This window comes from Pantoea osteomyelitidis (assembly GCF_044342975.1).
GTDB classification, from domain to species: domain Bacteria; phylum Pseudomonadota; class Gammaproteobacteria; order Enterobacterales; family Enterobacteriaceae; genus Pantoea; species Pantoea osteomyelitidis.
On sequence record NZ_JBGFSN010000008.1, the window covers coordinates 62041 to 79251 of the forward strand.

Consider the following 17211-nt stretch of genomic DNA (forward strand, 5'->3'; position numbering starts at 1 on the left):
GGAGAAGTTTTATTTTGTCAGATCCGCGCTAAAGCTGAGGATGTGCTGACAAAAAAGCGCGGGATGAGAGATAAAAGGCGCATGTGCTGCCTTTTCTATAACCACCGACTCACTTTCTGACCAGCGTTCATCCAGCATTTCCGCCACGCGGCGCGGTACCAGCCCGTCGAGCCAGCCGTAAATGCGCAGGAAAGGCAACGCCAGATTAGTTAAGGCATCACGCAGATCGGCCTGGCGCAGAATCTCCAGACCGCCTTCGAGCACCGCCACCGGCGGCATCGGCTGCGAAAGCACCACCTCTTTCAGCGCGCGGGCATCCTGACGGGCGCTCTCCGTGCCCAGCGTTTGCAGCGCCAGAAAGCGCTCTACCGTACGCTGAAAATCATTACTCAGCTGTTGCTGAAAGCCCTGCAGCGTTTCCGGCTTGATGCCGGGCCAGCTTTCCCGCGCGGTAAAACAGGGCGATGACGCCACGGTAATCAAGCCGCGCACCCGCTCCGGCACAAACAACGCCAGCTGGCTCGCCACCAGTCCGCCCAGCGACCAGCCAAGCAAAATGGCGCGCTCGGGCAGCAGGGGGATAAGCTGCTGCGCCATCTCTTCCAGCGTCAGCGCGCCATAACCCTGGCTGCGGCCAAAGCCGGGCAGGTCCACCTGATGCAGACGAAAATGCGGGCTGAGTCGCGCCGTAATGTTGCTCCATACTTCCGCATTCAGTCCCCATCCGTGCAGCAGCACAAGATCCACATTTCCTTCCCCGCTGGTGTGCCAATAGAGCGATTTCATCAGTTACTATCCCGAAATTTAAAAGGAGGTCGCTATGCTACCAATGCCGGGCGTCTGTTGGCTATGTCACCTGCCGCTGCGTTTGCCGCTGCACGGCATTTGCAGCGTCTGTCTGCGCCAGCTGCCCGCCTTGCCGATTCTTTGCCCGCGCTGCGCCCTGCCGTCGCAGCATCCTTATCTACCCTGCGGTCGTTGCCTGAGGCGCTCGCCGCCCTGGCAGACGCTGATTTGCGTGAGCGATTATGTGCCGCCGCTCAGCCAGCTGATTCAGCGCATGAAATTTTCCGGCGCTACCGCACTCAGGGTGATGCTGGCCCGACTGCTTTTGCTAAGCTGGTTAGAGGCGCGACGCACGCGGGCAGTGCCGCATCCCGACCTGCTGCTCTGCGTGCCGCTGCATAAAAAGCGTCTGTGGCAACGCGGCTATAACCAGTCTGCGCTACTGGCGCGCCCGCTGGCGCACTGGCTTACATGTGAATTCCAGCCGCACGGCTTACGCCGTTATCGACACGGCGTGCCGCAGCACCGGCTAAGCGCCCCGGAGCGGCGGCGCAACATGCAGGCCGCTTTCCGTCTTGAAACAGCGGTGCAGGGACGGCATATCGCGCTGATTGACGACGTGGTGACCACCGGCAGTACGGTGGCGGAAATCACCCGCACTTTGCTGGCTCAGGGAGCAGCCAGCGTACAAATCTGGTGCCTGTGCCGTACCTTGTAGAGCGTCGGTGATGGGCGTATTATAACCAACTAAATTAGTCAACTATTGAGCTATCGCCATGATCCGTATTACCGATTCTGCCCAAGAGCATTTTGCAAAACTGCTGTCAAAACAGGAAGATGGCACCCAAATTCGCGTATTCGTTATCAATCCGGGTACGCCTACCGCCGAGTGTGGCGTCTCTTACTGCCCGCCGGATGCGGTAGAAGCGACCGACACCGAATTTAAGTTTGAAAAGCTCTCTGCCTATGTTGATGAGTTAAGCGCGCCCTATCTGGAAGATGCCGAGATCGATTTCGTTACCGATAATCTCGGTTCTCAGCTGACGCTGAAAGCGCCGAACGCCAAAATGCGTAAAGTGTCGGACGATGCGCCGCTGATGGAGCGCGTTGAGTATCTGCTGCAGGCGCAGATCAATCCGCAGCTGGCGGGCCATGGCGGTCGCGTAACGCTGATGGAAATCACCGATGAGAACTACGCCATTCTGCAATTCGGCGGCGGCTGCAACGGCTGTTCGATGGTCGATGTCACCCTGAAAGAAGGTATCGAGAAAGAGCTGCTGAACGCCTTCCCGGAACTGAAAGGCGTGCGCGATCTCACCGAGCATCAGCGCGGCGAGCACTCTTATTACTGATGTGCTTTTTAGCCGACAGGATTGCGCCTGTCGGCTCGCGGTTACTGGCTGTTTCGCTGCTGGCTGACCTCTTTCAGCAGGCGATTCACCTCTTCGTCTTTAAACAGCGCCTCAATGGTGACCGTTAGCCTGCGTCGCCAGTTCGGGTACTCATCCACCGTGCCCGGCACGTTAACCGGCGTCGTCATGCCGAGCCAGTCCTCCGGCTGCAAGCCAAGCAGCGCGCTGTTTGTTTTCGCCAGAAAACGATGGATCGCCTGATTCAACGCGGGCGTCATCGTTTCGTCGCGTGTCTCTCCACTGTTTTCCGCCAACGCGCCCGCCTGACGTAGCGCCTCCAGCAGCGCCTGTTTCTGCTTTGCACGCTGTTCATGCAGCTGTTGCAGCACCGTTTCGTTGGGATAGAGTCCCAGCTTTTCCCCCAGCGCAAAATCACCGGCGTCCCAAAAGCCGCTCAGCGTCGGCAGATCGTGCGTGCTGGCGCTGGCGATTGACTGACGCGGCCAGCTCTGCGGCAGCCGGTAAGCGCCGTTGCGCTGCTGCTCAAACCACAGCACCTTCCACGAAAAAATGCCGCTGTTGCGCAGCTTGCCGACGATCTCTTTTGGCACGGTGCCCAGATCTTCGCCAATCACCATGCAGCGCTGACGCTGGCTTTCCAGCGCCATAATCGCCAGCAGATCGTCTACCGGATAGAAAACATAGGCGCCCTTATCCGCCGATTCGCCATAGGGGATCCACCACAGCCGCAGCATCGCCATCACGTGATCGATACGCAAGGCGCCGCAGTCGCGCATATTGGCGCGCAGCAGATCGATAAAAGGTTGATAGCCGCGCGCCAGCATCACATGAGGATCCATCGGCGGCAATCCCCAGTTTTGTCCCAGCGGACCGAGGCGATCCGGCGGCGCGCCCACCGACGCCTTCATGCGGTAAAGCTCAGGATCGTGCCAGGTTTCCGCGCTGCTCTCCGCCACGCCCACCGCCAGATCGCGATAGAGGCCGACGGCCATGCCCAGCTGCTGGCAGCGCTGCCAGCATTGGGCAAACTGCGTCTGCGCCAGCCACTGTAGCCACATCCAGCAGCGAATTTCATCGACGTGCTCCTCGCACCAGCTCTGCACGGCGGGCAGCTGCGTGTTCTGCCACGCTTCCGGCCAGCTGCGCCAGCCGACGCCCTGCCCTTCATCCGCGCTTTTTTCAAACTGTAGCGCGTCGTAAGCCGCCTGATACCAGAGGTTATCGCCGCCTTCCTGCACAAAAGCTTCAAACGCCAGCATGGCGCTATCCTGCTCGTCACGCTGGCTGAACTGCGTCCAGGCCAGGCGCAGCGCTTCCAGCTTCAGCTGTGCGACGGTGGTGTAATCTACCCATTCGCTGCCGCGCGCCTTTTCCAGCGCCCGCCGGGTTTTCGCCGTTTTCCACCAGCGCTGTGCCGCCTTGCTTTGCTGAAAATCTTCCACCTGCGTGACATCGATATAAAGGACGTTCAGCCAGCGGCGCGACGAGGGACTGTAGGGACTGGCGCCTTCCGGGTTTGCCGGATAGAGCGCATGTAGCGGGTTAAGGCCGATAAAATCGCCGCCGCGTTCGGCAATTCCCACCAGCATTTTTTCCAGATCGCCAAAGTCACCGATGCCCCAGTTATTCTCTGAACGCAGGGTATAAAGCTGCACCAGCGCGCCCCAGCGTCTCTCACCGGCCCGCAGTGCCTCTGGCTCATAGCAGCGGCGCGGCGTAATGATGATGCGCGAATTCCACTGCTGCTTACCTTTGCTGAGCGTCAGCTCATGGTAACCCTGCGGCAGCCGCGGCGGCAGCGTCAGCACATCGCCGCCCGCCACGTCGCCGGTAAAGGCTTTGCCCTTCTCGGTCATTAGCTGCCAGTGAAACTGCCCACGACCCTTTACCGTCAGCTCGCGTTTGCCGGGGCCGCGAAATACCTTAGCGGGCGGCAATGGCGGCGCTTTTTCCTTTGTCGGATGCTCCATTATCGCCAGCAGCTGCTGTCGGGTTTCTTCACTGATCGCCTGCACTTCGCCTTTGGCATTGATATAGCTCGGGGCGATCCCGGTTGCGCTTGCTGCCTTTTCCAGTTGCTTCTCTTTCATTACGGCTCCTTAGCGCTTCGCCTGCCAGATGCGTTTCTGATAATCGCGGATTGAGCGGTCAGAACTGAACATCCCGGTACGCGCGGTGTTAAGGATTGCCGCACGCGTCCAGGCTTCCTGATCTCTCCACATCTCCTCAACGCGCGCCTGCGCCTTGATATATTCCGCAAAATCGGCCAGTACCAGCCAGTAATCGCCATACTTCGTCAGGCTGTCGAGCATCAGATCAAAGGCATGCTTGTCGCCATCGCTGAACTTGCCTTTCTCCAGCTCTTTTAACAGCCCGTCGAGATGCTTATCTTTTTTGCGCAGCTTTTTCGGATCGTAGCCGCCCGCCTTCAGCGCTTTCACCTGCTCTACGGTATTGCCGAAGATAAAGATATTCTCTTCGCCCACCTGCTCCGCAATCTCCACGTTCGCGCCATCCAGCGTGCCGATGGTCAGCGCGCCGTTCAGCGCCAGCTTCATATTGCCGGTGCCGGAGGCTTCATAACCGGCGGTGGAGATCTGCTCGGAAAGATCGGCCGCCGGGATCATCAGCTCCGCCGCAGTAATGCGGTAGTCGGGGATAAACACCACCTTCAGCCGATCGCCTGTTCGCGGATCGTTATTGACCACCTCGGCTACTTTATTGATGGCGTAGATGATGTTTTTCGCCAGGTAGTAACCGGGAGCCGCTTTCGCGCCGAACAGGAAAACGCGCGGGACAAAATCCGCCCGGTTGGGATGGTCGCGCAGCTCACGATAGCAATGCAGAATATGCAGCAGACTAAGATGCTGGCGTTTGTACTCGTGCAGGCGCTTGATCTGCACATCGAACAGCGCATCGGGACTGACCTTAATGCCGGTGAGACGCTCGATATACGCCGCCAGCCGCACCTTGTTGTCCTGCTTGATTTGCCGGTAACGCTGGCGAAACGCAGGATCGTCGGCATACGGCTCCAGGCCTTTCAGCGCATCGAGGTTATTGACCCACTCCACCTTCAGCGTCTCGTCAATCAGCGCGGCAAGCTGCGGATTACAGGATTTCAGCCAGCGGCGCGGCGTAATGCCGTTGGTGACGTTATGGAATTTCTGCGGCCAGAGCTGGTGATATTCAGGAAAGAGATCTTTCACCACCAGATCGGAGTGCAGCGCCGCCACGCCGTTAACGGCAAAGCCGCTCACCACGCAGAGATTCGCCATACGTACCTGACGGTCGTGCACTACCGCCAGCTTTTCCCAGATCGCCTCATTGCCTGGCCAGCGCTTCTCAACGATTTTCTTCAGGCGACGGTTAATTTCGCGGATGATCAGCATATGGCGCGGCAGCAGCGCGCGCATCAGGCGCTCATCCCAGCGCTCCAGCGCTTCCGGCATCAGCGTATGGTTGGTGTAAGCAAAAACATTGCTGGTGATGCGCCAGGCCTCATCCCAGCCAAGCTGATGCTCATCCAGCAGCAGGCGCAGCATTTCAGGAATGGCGATAGTGGGATGGGTGTCGTTCAGCTGGATCACTTCGTAGTCGGGCAGCTCCTCCAGCTTACGCCCCGCCTGATGATGGCGCCGCAGAATATCCGCTACCGCGCAGGCGCACTGGAAATATTGCTGCATCAGGCGCAGCCGCTTGCCTTCCTGATGGTTATCGTTGGGATAAAGCACCTTGGTCAGCTTTGCGGCGTCAATGCCCTGCTGCTCCGCCTGCAAAAACTTGCCGTCGTTAAACAGCGTCAGGTCGAATGGGTGGGCGTGGCTCGCTTTCCACAGGCGCAGCGGCAGAGTGATGCCGTTGCGATAGCCGATGACCGGCAAATCCCAGGCTTCGCCGCGCAGCGTAAAGGCGGGCTTCCAGAGCAGACGGCCATCGCCGGTTTTTTCCACGCTGCCGCCCATCCCCACGCTGACATCCTGCGCCGCGTTATGGCGGAACCAGGGATAGCTGTCGCGCTGCCAGTCATCCGGCGCTTCATGCTGTTTGCCATCCTGAAAAGACTGGCGGAACAGACCATATTGATAGTTCAGCCCGTGCCCCGTGGCCGACTGCCCCACCGTAGCCATCGAGTCCATATAGCAGGCCGCCAGACGACCCAGCCCGCCGTTGCCGAGCGCTGGATCCACCTCCTCCTCCAGCAGCTCGCTGAGATCCACCTGGTGCTGCGCCAGCACCGCTTTGACCTCGTCATACCAGCCGAGATTCAGCAGGTTATTGCCGGTCAGGCGGCCAAGCAGAAACTCCATCGACAGGTAGTTCACATGACGCTGCGGCCTGGGGCTTTTTGCCGCAGGCTGCGCGGCCAACAGCTCCGCCAGCGCGCCGCTCAGCGCCTGCCACCACTGGTGCGGCGTCATTTGCTGCGAAGAGGAGAGACCAAGATATTGCCACTGACGGGTTAATGCAGATTCAAAGCGTGCCTGATTGAATTTTTGCTGCGACATATCAATAGTCCGTTTTCCGTGTTGCGAAATTGGGTTGCGCACAGGCTGACGGCGCCACGTTATGAGAAGTGATGGAACGAAAATGGCTCCAGTCCGGGGCCAGAGATAAACGCGGACGCGTCAGCAACGCCTTAAGTTAAGACGTCATTGAGAAAAAAAGCGACAAGCTCGCAACAGGAAAATAAAAAGGCGTGGGTCAGGCCAGCCGGGCTGGCCTGCGGGACGTCAACAAAGCTCGAGCTGGACCTCATACTGCTCAATCACTTTCATTACGCTGGCGGGCGGCTGCTCGTCGGTGTAGAGATAATCGACCAGGCCCATATTGCCGAGATTGACCATCGCGTTACGGCCAAATTTCGAGTGATCAACCACCAGCATCACGCAGCGGGAATTCTCAATAATGGCGCGCTTGGTGCGTACTTCGTGGTAATCGAACTCCAGCAGCGAGCCATCCATATCGATGCCGCTGATGCCGAGAATGCCGTAATCGAGACGAAACTGGGAAATGAAATCGAGCGTCGCTTCGCCCATGATGCCGCCGTCGCGCGTGCGGATTTCGCCGCCAGCGATAATCAGACGAAAATCGGGCTTCGACATCAGCAGCATGGCGACGTTGAGGTTGTTGGTCACCACGCGCAGATTGTTGTGATTCATCAACGCATGCGCCACCGCTTCCGGCGTGGTGCCGATATCGATAAACAGCGTGGCACCGTCCGGGATCTGGCTGGCGACGCGCTGGGCGATACGCGCCTTTTCAGCAGACCACATCATTTTGCGGTCCTGCCAGGCGGTATTCTCGGAGCTGGAGGGTAAGGCGGCGCCGCCATGGTGCCGCTGGATTTTATTCTGCTCGGCGAGATCGTTGAGATCGCGCCGGATGGTTTGCGGGCTGACTTCGAAGTGATCAACTAGCTCTTCGGTACTGACATATCCCTGACGCCGGACCAGATCGATGATGGCGTCATGACGCTGCGTCTGCTTCACACTGCTCTCCTTAATGGCCTGTGGCCTGTTTTTTTCAGCGACGACGACGCTAGCGCCGCACCACTTTTTTACGGGTATCGACAAAGGCCATCGCCAGACCGACCAGTAGCCCGGTCACATGCGCCGCGTTGGCGATAGACAAGCCAAAGGCACCAAACCAGCCAATCACCAGCCACAGGATAGCGAAACCAATCAGCCCCCGCTCCAGAAAAATGCCGCTTTCGGGATCGCGCTCGCCGCGCAGCCAGCAATAGCCCATCAGTGCATACACCACGCCGGAAAGACCGCCAAACCAGATGCCGCTGAACTTCGCCTGCATCCAGCCGCTCAACAGGGCGGAAATCAGCGTAATCACAAACAGCTTGCCCTTGCCGAGACGTTTTTCTACCGCGCCGCCGAGATACCACCACCAGAGCAGGTTAAAAAGGATATGCAGCAAAGAGAAGTGCAGCAGAGCGTGACTGAACCAGCGCCAGACCTGAAAATATTGTCCCGGTCCGTCTGGCCAGGCGAGCCAGACCATCACGGTGCGCGCGCCGACGATCTGCATCAGAATATAAATCGCGACGCAGGCGACCATGATGGTCATGGTCAGCGGCCCCGCGCGCTCACGAATATTCCCCCAGAAATTGCTGCGCTGATAATGCAGCCCGCTGGCGGTGTTGCCGGTGCGCCAGCTGGCATCATGGTAACGCACATGGTTAGGGTCGCGGATAAACTGCTGAAGTTCGTTTTCGACCATTTCCACTTTCGTCTCATCATCAAGGATGATGAAATAGTGGCCGTCTTGCTCAATTCGCAGCCGTATGCCGCGCGTTGCCATGTAATCCACAAAGGCCTGCGCCATCCGCGGATTGTTAAAATGAGTAATACGCATCATGCACCAAGCTCCTTCCTTTATTACGTATTACGCGCCTCAGGCAATCTCAGAAGCAACCTTTTCGGGGAAAGCGGCGCGCCAGGCATCGAAACCGCCATCAATGCTGTAAGCCGCAGCGAAACCTTGCTCAAGAAGGTACTGCGCCGCGCCTTTACTGCTGTTGCCGTGATAGCACATGACCAGTACCGCTTTAGCGCGATCGGCCTCTGCCAGAAAGCTGTTCAGATTGCTGTTAGAAAGATGAAGCGCATCCGTGGCGTGCGCGGTCTGAAAGCTTTGCGGATCGCGGATATCCACCAGCAGCGCGCCCTGAGCCAGTTGTTCCTGAGCCTGCAGGACGTTGATGCATTCAAAATTTTCCATGGGATTTCTCATTTCTGCGTCATAAACAGCGGCTATTGTAACGCGAGTTAGTCAGGCTATAACCTGACAAACACGCGGGTCTGGCGATTATTTTGCGCAGAAATGTTAGCCGCATCACGCAAAATTGTTTTTATTTGGTTAAGCGCTGGCATCAATGTTGGTTTCCGATTATTATTATGCTCGAAAACGAACATTATTGAACTATTCCGAACATCGGAGGAGATGACGTGGAAACCAAAGACCTGATCGTGATCGGCGGCGGCATCAACGGTGCCGGTATTGCGGCAGATGCCGCAGGACGCGGACTGTCTGTGCTGATGCTGGAGGCGCGGGATTTGGCCTGTGCAACGTCCTCCGCCAGTTCGAAGCTGATTCATGGCGGCCTGCGCTACCTTGAACATTATGAATTCCGCCTGGTGAGCGAAGCGCTTGCCGAGCGTGAAGTGTTACTGAAAATGGCACCGCATATCGCTTTTCCGATGCGTTTCCGTCTGCCGCACCGTCCGCATCTGCGTCCGGCCTGGATGATCCGTACCGGTCTGTTTATGTACGATCACCTGGGTAAACGTACCAGCCTGCCAGGCAGCAAAAGTTTGCGTTTTGGCGCGGATTCAGCGCTGAAACCGGAAATTACGCGCGGTTTCGAATATTCCGACTGCTGGGTCGACGATGCGCGTCTGGTGGTACTGAACGCGCAGGAAGTGGTAAAACGCGGCGGAGAAGTGCGTACGCGTACGCGTGTAACCCGCGCCTGGCGTGAAAATGATTTCTGGATGGTGGAAGCGGAAGATAGCGACAGCGGCAAAACCTTTACCTGGCGCGCCAAAGGGCTGGTCAACGCTGCCGGGCCGTGGGTGAAAGAGTTCTTTGATGACGGACTTAAGCTGAAATCTCCGTACGGTATCCGCCTGATCAAAGGCAGCCATATTGTGGTGCCGCGCGTACATCGCGAAAAACAGGCCTACATTCTGCAAAATGAAGATAACCGTATTGTGTTTGTCATTCCCTGGATGGATGAGTTTTCCATCATCGGCACCACCGACGTGGAATACAAAGGGGATCCGAAAAACGTCAAAATCGACGACAACGAGATCGATTATCTGTTGAAAGTCTTTAACGGCCACTTTAAGCATACGCTGGTGCGCGATGATATCGTCTGGACTTATTCCGGCGTGCGTCCGCTGTGCGATGACGAGTCGGATTCACCGCAGGCTATCACGCGTGATTATACGCTGGATGTGCATGACGATAACGGCAAGACGCCGCTGCTTTCAGTGTTTGGCGGCAAGCTGACCACCTATCGCAAGCTGGCAGAACATGCGCTGGAGAAGCTGGCGAAATATTATCCGAACGCCGGTCCGGCCTGGACGAAAACCTGCGTGCTGCCGGGCGGCGACATTGCCGGCACGCGTGAAGATTATGCGGCGAGCCTGCGTCGTCGTTATCCTTTCATCAGTGAAGGCATGGCCCGTCATTATGCCCGCACCTACGGCAGCAACACGGAAAAGCTGCTCAAGGGCGCGCAGAGCCTGAAAGATTTAGGTGAAAACTTCGGCCACGAGTTTTTTGAAGCCGAGCTGCGCTATCTGGTGCAGAACGAGTGGGTGCGCGAGCTGGATGACGCCATCTGGCGCCGCACCAAGCAGGGCATGTGGCTGAGCAAGGCCGAGCAAGCCCGTGTGGCGGAGTGGCTGGCGGATAACGTGGCGGACGGCGGTCCGTTGCCGTTGAAGCAGTCTGCGTAAACGCAGGCGCGGTTCGCTGACGCGGCGGGTTTTGACCGCCCATACGTACCGCAGTTTCAGCCCGCCGGTGCGGGCGACCGACAAGGGGCGCCCGTCCGGCGGACGTCCCCTCCCTTCATAGCTTTAAATACGCCCGAATCCCGTCCAGGAACATCTGCGTCGCCAGCATAATCAAAATCAACCCCATCAGCCGCTCCAGCGCGTTGACGCCTTTATCGCCCAGCAGGCGTAAAAACAGACCTGAAAGCAGCAAAATGGTCACCGTAATGCCCCAGGCCAGCAGCAGCGCGCCAACCAGGTGCCCCATCTGGTGAGGATATTGATGGGAAAGCAACATCAAGGTCGCCAGCAGCGACGGCCCTGCTACCAGCGGGATCGCCAGCGGCACCAGAAACGGCTCTTCGCCGGCGGGCAGGCCGGAGCTGCTGGTCTCTGGCGAAGGGAAAATCATCTTGATGGCGATCAGAAACAGAATAATGCCGCCTGAAATCGACACCGTCTCGGCGCGCAGGTTAAGAAACGCCAAAATGCGCTCGCCGGCATACAGAAACAGCAACATCAGCACCAGCGCAATCAGCATTTCGCGGATCAACACCACGCGCCGCCGTTTCGGCTCCAGATGCTTCAAAACCGACATAAATATCGGCAGGTTGCCCAGCGGATCCATAATCAACAACAATAATATGGTCGCGGAAATCAATTCAGTCATTTGTTTTAGGTTATCCCTGTCGCTGACAGCGCGTTATTAGTTACGCTGCTGAAAAAGTTAGTGCAATCGATTTAATTCACTTGCCAGACGTGCTGCATTTTGTAGAGTTAGTAACCATTAGTAAATCGTATAGTACATATCAGGGTAATGGCCTCGCCGTTACGGGTTCAGACACTTAATCAGGCAACCGGCGGACAACAGGCTCAGCCTAATCGCCTGAGACGGACAAAAGATGAAAAATGTAGGTTTAATCGGCTGGCGCGGCATGGTGGGTTCCGTGCTGATGTCCCGCATGAGCGAAGAACGTGATTTCGATATGATCAATCCGGTCTTTTTCTCCACCTCGCAGCATGGCCAGCCTGCCCCCGAATTTGGCGGCAAGAAAAACGGCACGTTGCAGGATGCCTTTGATATCGACGCGCTCAAGGCGTTGGATATCATTATTACCTGTCAGGGCGGCGACTATACCAGCGAAGTTTACCCTAAGCTGCGCGCAAGCGGCTGGCAGGGTTACTGGATCGATGCGGCCTCCACGCTGCGTATGAAGGATGACGCCATTATCATCCTCGATCCGGTTAACCATCAGGTGATTCGTCAGGGTCTGGATAAAGGCATCAACACCTTTGTCGGCGGCAACTGCACCGTCAGCCTGATGCTGATGTCGCTGGGCGGCCTGTTTGCCAACGATCTGGTGGAATGGGCCTCTGTTGCCACCTATCAGGCGGCATCCGGCGGCGGCGCGCGTCATATGCGCGAACTGCTGACGCAAATGGGCATGCTGCACGATCATGTGGCGAAAGAGCTGCAAAATCCCGCTTCCGCCATCCTGGAAATTGAACGTAAGGTCACCGACCTGACGCGTTCCGGCACGCTGCCGACCGACAACTTTGGCGTGCCGCTGGCGGGCAGCCTGATCCCCTGGATCGACAAACAGCTGGATAACGGCCAGAGCCGCGAAGAGTGGAAAGGCCAGGCGGAAACCAACAAAATCCTTGCCACCCGCAGCACGATTCCGGTTGACGGTCTCTGCGTGCGTGTCGGGGCGCTGCGCTGCCATAGCCAGGCCTTTACGCTGAAGCTGAAAAAAGATCTGCCGCTGGCGGAAATCGAACAGATGCTGGCGTCTCATAACGAATGGGTGAAAGTGGTGCCGAACGACCGTGAGCTGACGATGCGCGAGCTGACCCCGGCGGCGGTAACCGGTACGCTGACCACGCCGGTTGGCCGTCTGCGCAAGCTGAATATGGGTCCGGAATACCTTTCTGCCTTTACCGTGGGCGATCAGCTGTTGTGGGGAGCAGCGGAACCGCTGCGCCGCATGCTGCGTCTGCTGGTAGGCTAACTCTGAATATGCAGCCGAGGCCGGGTTTTCCCGGCCTTTTTTTATTCTGTTCGATGTAAAATCAATCTACGTTTCGTCCTGCTAGTGATCCGCTTCCCCTTTTTGATACGGGGAAAATAATTTTTTGCTTTCTCCCATGGCATCTGCCAGCCCCAAGCTATGATTTAACCATGATGTGCCGGTAGTTAACTGTTTTTGCTTTGCGAAATGAATAGTTGTTGTACACGGCTGAGAATTTTCCCACGGACGGATAGCTTCCATGCCAGTGTGCTCATGGCTCAATAAAAAGCAGCGCAGGTGAGGAGGCTTGTACCCGCCTCGCTCATTTCGCCTGCCCTATATCACAGGAAGAAAGTCATGTCAGAGCTTCCCGATCGCCAGACGATTAACGCCCTGTTTGCGGGTAATTATGCCGATCCCTTTTCACTGCTGGGGATGCATCAAACCACTCAGGGATTGGAAGTCCGGGCCCTGCTGCCCGAAGCCTCAGAAGTATGGGTAATAGAAACCAAAACCGGGCGCAAATGTGCTCAGCTAAAATGTCTGGATTCGCGCGGTTTCTTCAGCGGCGTGATCCCCAGACGCAAAAATATGTTTCGCTATCAGCTCGCCGTAAACTGGCACGGGCAACAGAACCTGATTGATGACGCCTACCGTTTCGGCCCGCTGCTGGAAGAGATGGACGCCTGGCTGCTGGCGGAAGGCACGCATCTGCGGCCTTATGAGAAGCTGGGCGCGCACGGTGCGGTTATTGATGATGTCAGCGGCACGCGCTTCAGCGTCTGGGCGCCAAACGCCCAGCGTGTTTCTGTGGTCGGTGATTTTAACTACTGGGATGGTCGTCGCCATCCGATGCGTTTTCGCGCTGAAATGGGTATCTGGGAGCTGTTTGTGCCCGGCGCCTTTAACGGCCAGCTCTATAAATTCGAAATCGTTGATAACAGCGGCAAACTGCGCATCAAAGCCGATCCTTTCGCCTTTGAGGCGCAGATGCGTCCGCAAACGGCATCCATGATCTGCGGCCTGCCAAATAAAGTGGAAATGCGCGCTGAACGTAAAGCGGCCAACGCCTTTGACGCGCCTATCTCGATTTATGAAGTGCATCTGGGCTCCTGGCGTCGTCACACCGACAACAATTTTTGGCTCAGCTATAAAGAGCTGGCCGAACAGCTCATACCCTATGTCAAAGAGATGGGCTTTACCCACCTTGAGCTGATGCCGATTAATGAACACCCCTTCGATGGCAGCTGGGGCTATCAGCCGCTGGGTATGTATGCGCCGACGCGCCGCTTCGGCACGCGCGACGAGTTTCGTCATTTTATCGCCGCCGCCCACGACGCCGGACTCAACGTGCTGCTCGACTGGGTACCGGGCCATTTTCCCAGCGATGATTTTGGTCTGGCGAAGTTTGACGGCACCGAACTTTATGAACATAGCGATCCGCGCGAAGGTTTTCATCAGGACTGGAACACGCTGATCTACAACTTCGGACGCCGCGAGGTGAGCAACTTCCTCTCCGGCAATGCGCTCTACTGGCTGGAGCGATTCGGTATTGATGGCCTGCGCGTGGATGCGGTGGCCTCGATGATTTACCGCGACTACAGCCGCGCCGAGGGTGAATGGGTGCCGAACTATTACGGCGGGCGCGAGAATCTCGAAGCGCTTACCTTCCTGCGTTATACCAACCGCACGCTGGGTCGCGCGGCACCGGGCACCATCAGCGTGGCGGAAGAGTCGACCGATTTTCCCGGCGTCACTAAGCCGCCGGAAGGGGGCGGTCTTGGCTTCTGGTTCAAGTGGAACCTGGGCTGGATGCACGACACCCTTGACTACATGAAGCTCGACCCTATTCATCGCCGTCATCATCACAACCTGATGACCTTCGGCATGCTTTACAACTACACCGAAAATTTCGTGCTGCCGCTCTCGCACGATGAAGTGGTGCATGGCAAACGCTCGATTCTGGATCGTATGCCCGGCGATGCCTGGCAGAAGTTCGCTAACCTGCGCGCCTATTACGGCTGGATGTGGGCCTTCCCCGGCAAAAAGCTGCTGTTTATGGGCGGCGAGTTTGCTCAGGGAAAAGAGTGGAACCATGACGTCAGCCTTGACTGGCATCTGCTGGAGGGAGCCGACAACTGGCATCACGGCGTACAGCGTCTGGTGCGCGATCTCAACCACACCTATCGTCACTATCCGGCGATGCACCAGCTTGATTTCGATCCGCAAGGCTTCGACTGGCTGGTGGTGGATGACCATGACAACTCTGTGTTTGTATTTGCACGCCGCGACCGCGATGGCAACGAAATCATCGTCGCCAGCAACTTCACGCCGGTTCCGCGCGAGCATTACCGTTTCGGCGTTAACCAGGCGGGCGGCTGGCGCGAAATAGTCAATACCGATCAACACGATTATCACGGCAGCAACACGCACAACAGCGGCGTTGTGCAAACTGAGGCGATACCCAGCCATGGACGTGAACAATCACTGAGCCTGACGTTGCCGCCACTGGCGACTATCTGGCTGGTACGGGAGGTTGAATGACGTTACAGATCGGCAAGCCTGAACCTTTAGGCGCAAGCTATGACGGCAAAGGCGTGAATTTTACCCTGTTCTCTCAACATGCGGAGCGCGTGGAGCTTTGCCTGTTTAACGAGCACGGTTTAGAGAGCCGCTTCGACCTGCCCGGCCGCAGCGGCGACATCTGGCACGGCTATTTTCCGGCGTTGAAGCCGGGGCAGCGCTACGGCTACCGGGTGCATGGTCCGTGGGAGCCGCCGCGCGGGCACCGTTTTAATCCGGCCAAGCTGCTGGTGGATCCCTGCGCGCGCGCCGTGATTGGCGACGTCCCGGACGATCCGCGCTTTCACGGCGGCGATGCCGAACCCGATCCGCAAGATAACGCCGCGCTGGCGCCCAAGTCGGTGGTAGTCGCCGAAGATTTTGACTGGGACAAGGATGCCCATCCGCGTACCCCCTGGGGCAACACGGTTATCTATGAAGCCCATGTGCGCGGCCTGACAAAACTGCATCCGGAAATTCCGGAAACGCTGCGGGGGACTTACGCCGCACTGGGCCATCCTGTTATGGTGAATTACCTGCAACGTCTCGGCGTGACCGCGCTTGAACTGCTGCCCATCGCTCATTTTGCCAGTGAACCCCGTTTACTACGCCTGGGACTGAGCAACTACTGGGGCTATAACCCCTTCGCTAACTGGGCGGTCGATCCACGCTACGCCTCCGGACAGGATGGCATGCCGCCATTGCAGGAGTTCCAGCAGGCGGTAAAAAATCTTCATGCCGCAGGTATCGAGGTACTGCTGGATGTGGTGTTCAACCACACCGCCGAGCTGGAAGAGACCGGCCCGGTCATCTCCATGTGCGGCATTGACAACGCCAGCTACTACTGGCTGAACGAGCAGGGCGATTACGAAAACTGGACCGGCTGCGGCAACACGCTCAACATTTCCCATCCGCATGTCACCGAGTTCGTGCTGGAAGCGCTGCGCTACTGGGTGAACGTCTGCCACGTTGACGGTTTCCGTTTTGATCTGGCCACGGTGCTGGGACGTACGCCTGACTATAGCCAGCAGGCGCCGCTGTTTGCCGCCATCAAGGCATGTCCGGTGTTATCAAAAGTAAAACTGATCGCCGAACCCTGGGATATTGGTCCTGGCGGCTATCAGGTGGGTGATTTCCCCGCGCCGTTTGCCGAATGGAACGACCATTTCCGCGACGGCATCCGGAAATGGTGGCTGCATGATGAATTGAGCATCGGCGATTTTGCCCGTCGCTTCGCGGCGACCAGCGACGTGTTTGAACGTAAGGATCGCCTGCCTTCCGCCTCAGTCAATCTGATCACTGCCCACGACGGCTTTACGCTGCGCGACCTGGTGAGTTTTAACCGAAAACACAATGAAGCCAACGGCGAAGACAATCTTGACGGTAATAACAGCAACTTCAGCTATAACCACGGTACGGAAGGGCTGAAAGCGTCATATGAAGTCATTGAGCGCCGTCGGCGTAGCGTGCACGGCCTGCTGACCACGCTGATCCTGGCGCAGGGTACGCCGATGCTGCTGGCAGGCGATGAGCTTGGCCACAGCCAGCACGGCAACAATAACGCCTATTGCCAGGATAACGTTCTGACCTGGCTCGACTGGCAAGAAGGCGATAACGAACTGATCGACTTTACTGCGGCTCTGATTCATCTGCGCCAACGCATTCCGGCGCTGACCATGGATCGCTGGTGGCAGGAAGGCGACGGCAACGTGCAGTGGTTGAATGCCAGCGGCAAACCATTGCAGGAAGAAGAGTGGAAACAGGGGGCGCACAGATTGCAGATCCTGCTCTCCGGCCGCTGGTTAATAACAATAAACGCCACGGAGTCCGTGAGCGACATTAAGTTACCAGATGGAGAGTGGCGCGCCATTCCTCCTTTCGCCGGGGATGAAAACCCGATCCTGATAACTGTCTGGCATGGGTCCGCGCACGGCGTGTGTGTGTTCCAAAAGCAATCATAAG

14 protein-coding genes are annotated in these 17211 nt (G+C 57.4%); 6 read left to right on the top strand and 8 right to left on the bottom strand.

Features of this window, described 5'->3' with window-relative positions:
- Positions 1 to 9: 9 nt before the first annotated feature.
- A complete protein-coding gene (bioH, locus tag ABU178_RS17085; RefSeq protein ID WP_397217116.1) occupies positions 10 to 786 on the bottom strand; it encodes a pimeloyl-ACP methyl ester esterase BioH in 777 nt (258 codons plus the stop codon).
- A gap of 34 nt (positions 787 to 820) precedes the next feature.
- Between bioH and gntX the strand changes: the two genes are divergently transcribed.
- Both gntX and nfuA read left to right on the top strand, forming a co-directional pair.
- Positions 821 to 1504: a DNA utilization protein GntX gene (gene gntX, locus ABU178_RS17090; RefSeq protein ID WP_397217118.1), complete on the top strand. Its 684-nt coding sequence runs from the start codon at positions 821 to 823 to the stop codon at positions 1502 to 1504.
- Between the two features lie 58 nt (positions 1505 to 1562).
- Complete coding sequence (gene nfuA, locus ABU178_RS17095) at positions 1563 to 2138, top strand: Fe-S biogenesis protein NfuA (RefSeq protein ID WP_397217120.1); 576 nt, start codon at positions 1563 to 1565, stop codon at positions 2136 to 2138.
- Positions 2139 to 2179: 41 nt separating this feature from the next.
- Here the strand turns inward: nfuA and malQ are convergent, their stop codons facing one another.
- The 5 genes from malQ to glpE form a co-directional block, all read right to left on the bottom strand.
- Complete coding sequence (gene malQ / locus ABU178_RS17100) at positions 2180 to 4249, bottom strand: 4-alpha-glucanotransferase (protein WP_397217122.1); 2070 nt, start codon at positions 4247 to 4249, stop codon at positions 2180 to 2182.
- A gap of 9 nt (positions 4250 to 4258) precedes the next feature.
- Positions 4259 to 6664 carry a maltodextrin phosphorylase gene (malP, locus tag ABU178_RS17105; RefSeq protein WP_397217124.1) on the bottom strand — a complete coding sequence of 802 codons (2406 nt, stop codon included), beginning with the start codon at positions 6662 to 6664 and terminating at the stop codon, positions 4259 to 4261.
- Between the two features lie 225 nt (positions 6665 to 6889).
- Positions 6890 to 7648: a DeoR/GlpR family transcriptional regulator gene (locus ABU178_RS17110; RefSeq protein ID WP_397217126.1), complete on the bottom strand. Its 759-nt coding sequence runs from the start codon at positions 7646 to 7648 to the stop codon at positions 6890 to 6892.
- Between the two features lie 49 nt (positions 7649 to 7697).
- A complete protein-coding gene (gene glpG / locus ABU178_RS17115; protein WP_397217362.1) occupies positions 7698 to 8525 on the bottom strand; it encodes a rhomboid family intramembrane serine protease GlpG in 828 nt (275 codons plus the stop codon).
- A 39-nt stretch (positions 8526 to 8564) separates the two neighbouring features.
- The gene (glpE, locus tag ABU178_RS17120; protein WP_397217128.1) at positions 8565 to 8891 is read right to left on the bottom strand and encodes a thiosulfate sulfurtransferase GlpE; all 327 of its coding nucleotides are present in this window, start codon (positions 8889 to 8891) and stop codon (positions 8565 to 8567) included.
- Between the two features lie 227 nt (positions 8892 to 9118).
- Between glpE and glpD the strand changes: the two genes are divergently transcribed.
- A complete protein-coding gene (glpD, locus tag ABU178_RS17125; RefSeq protein WP_397217130.1) occupies positions 9119 to 10636 on the top strand; it encodes a glycerol-3-phosphate dehydrogenase in 1518 nt (505 codons plus the stop codon).
- 115 nt (positions 10637 to 10751) lie between these two features.
- On the opposite strand, the gene ABU178_RS17130 is transcribed toward glpD, so the two are convergent.
- A complete protein-coding gene (locus tag ABU178_RS17130; RefSeq protein ID WP_397217132.1) occupies positions 10752 to 11345 on the bottom strand; it encodes a YhgN family NAAT transporter in 594 nt (197 codons plus the stop codon).
- Between the two features lie 232 nt (positions 11346 to 11577).
- Here ABU178_RS17130 and asd point away from each other — a divergent pair, with 232 nt between their 5' ends.
- Positions 11578 to 12687, top strand: a complete 1110-nt coding sequence (asd, locus tag ABU178_RS17135; RefSeq protein ID WP_397217134.1) for an aspartate-semialdehyde dehydrogenase — start codon at positions 11578 to 11580, stop codon at positions 12685 to 12687.
- An 81-nt stretch (positions 12688 to 12768) separates the two neighbouring features.
- On the opposite strand, the gene ABU178_RS17140 is transcribed toward asd, so the two are convergent.
- Positions 12769 to 12948, bottom strand: a complete 180-nt coding sequence (locus tag ABU178_RS17140) for a hypothetical protein (RefSeq protein WP_397217136.1) — start codon at positions 12946 to 12948, stop codon at positions 12769 to 12771.
- A 96-nt stretch (positions 12949 to 13044) separates the two neighbouring features.
- On the opposite strand from ABU178_RS17140, the gene glgB reads away from it, so the two are divergent.
- Positions 13045 to 15231, top strand: coding sequence for a 1,4-alpha-glucan branching enzyme (glgB, locus tag ABU178_RS17145; RefSeq protein ID WP_397217138.1), 2187 nt, complete (start codon positions 13045 to 13047; stop codon positions 15229 to 15231).
- Complete coding sequence (gene glgX / locus ABU178_RS17150) at positions 15228 to 17210, top strand: glycogen debranching protein GlgX (RefSeq protein ID WP_397217140.1); 1983 nt, start codon at positions 15228 to 15230, stop codon at positions 17208 to 17210. Before glgB ends, glgX begins: the two co-directional genes overlap by 4 nt.
- Position 17211: the final 1 nt, after the last annotated feature.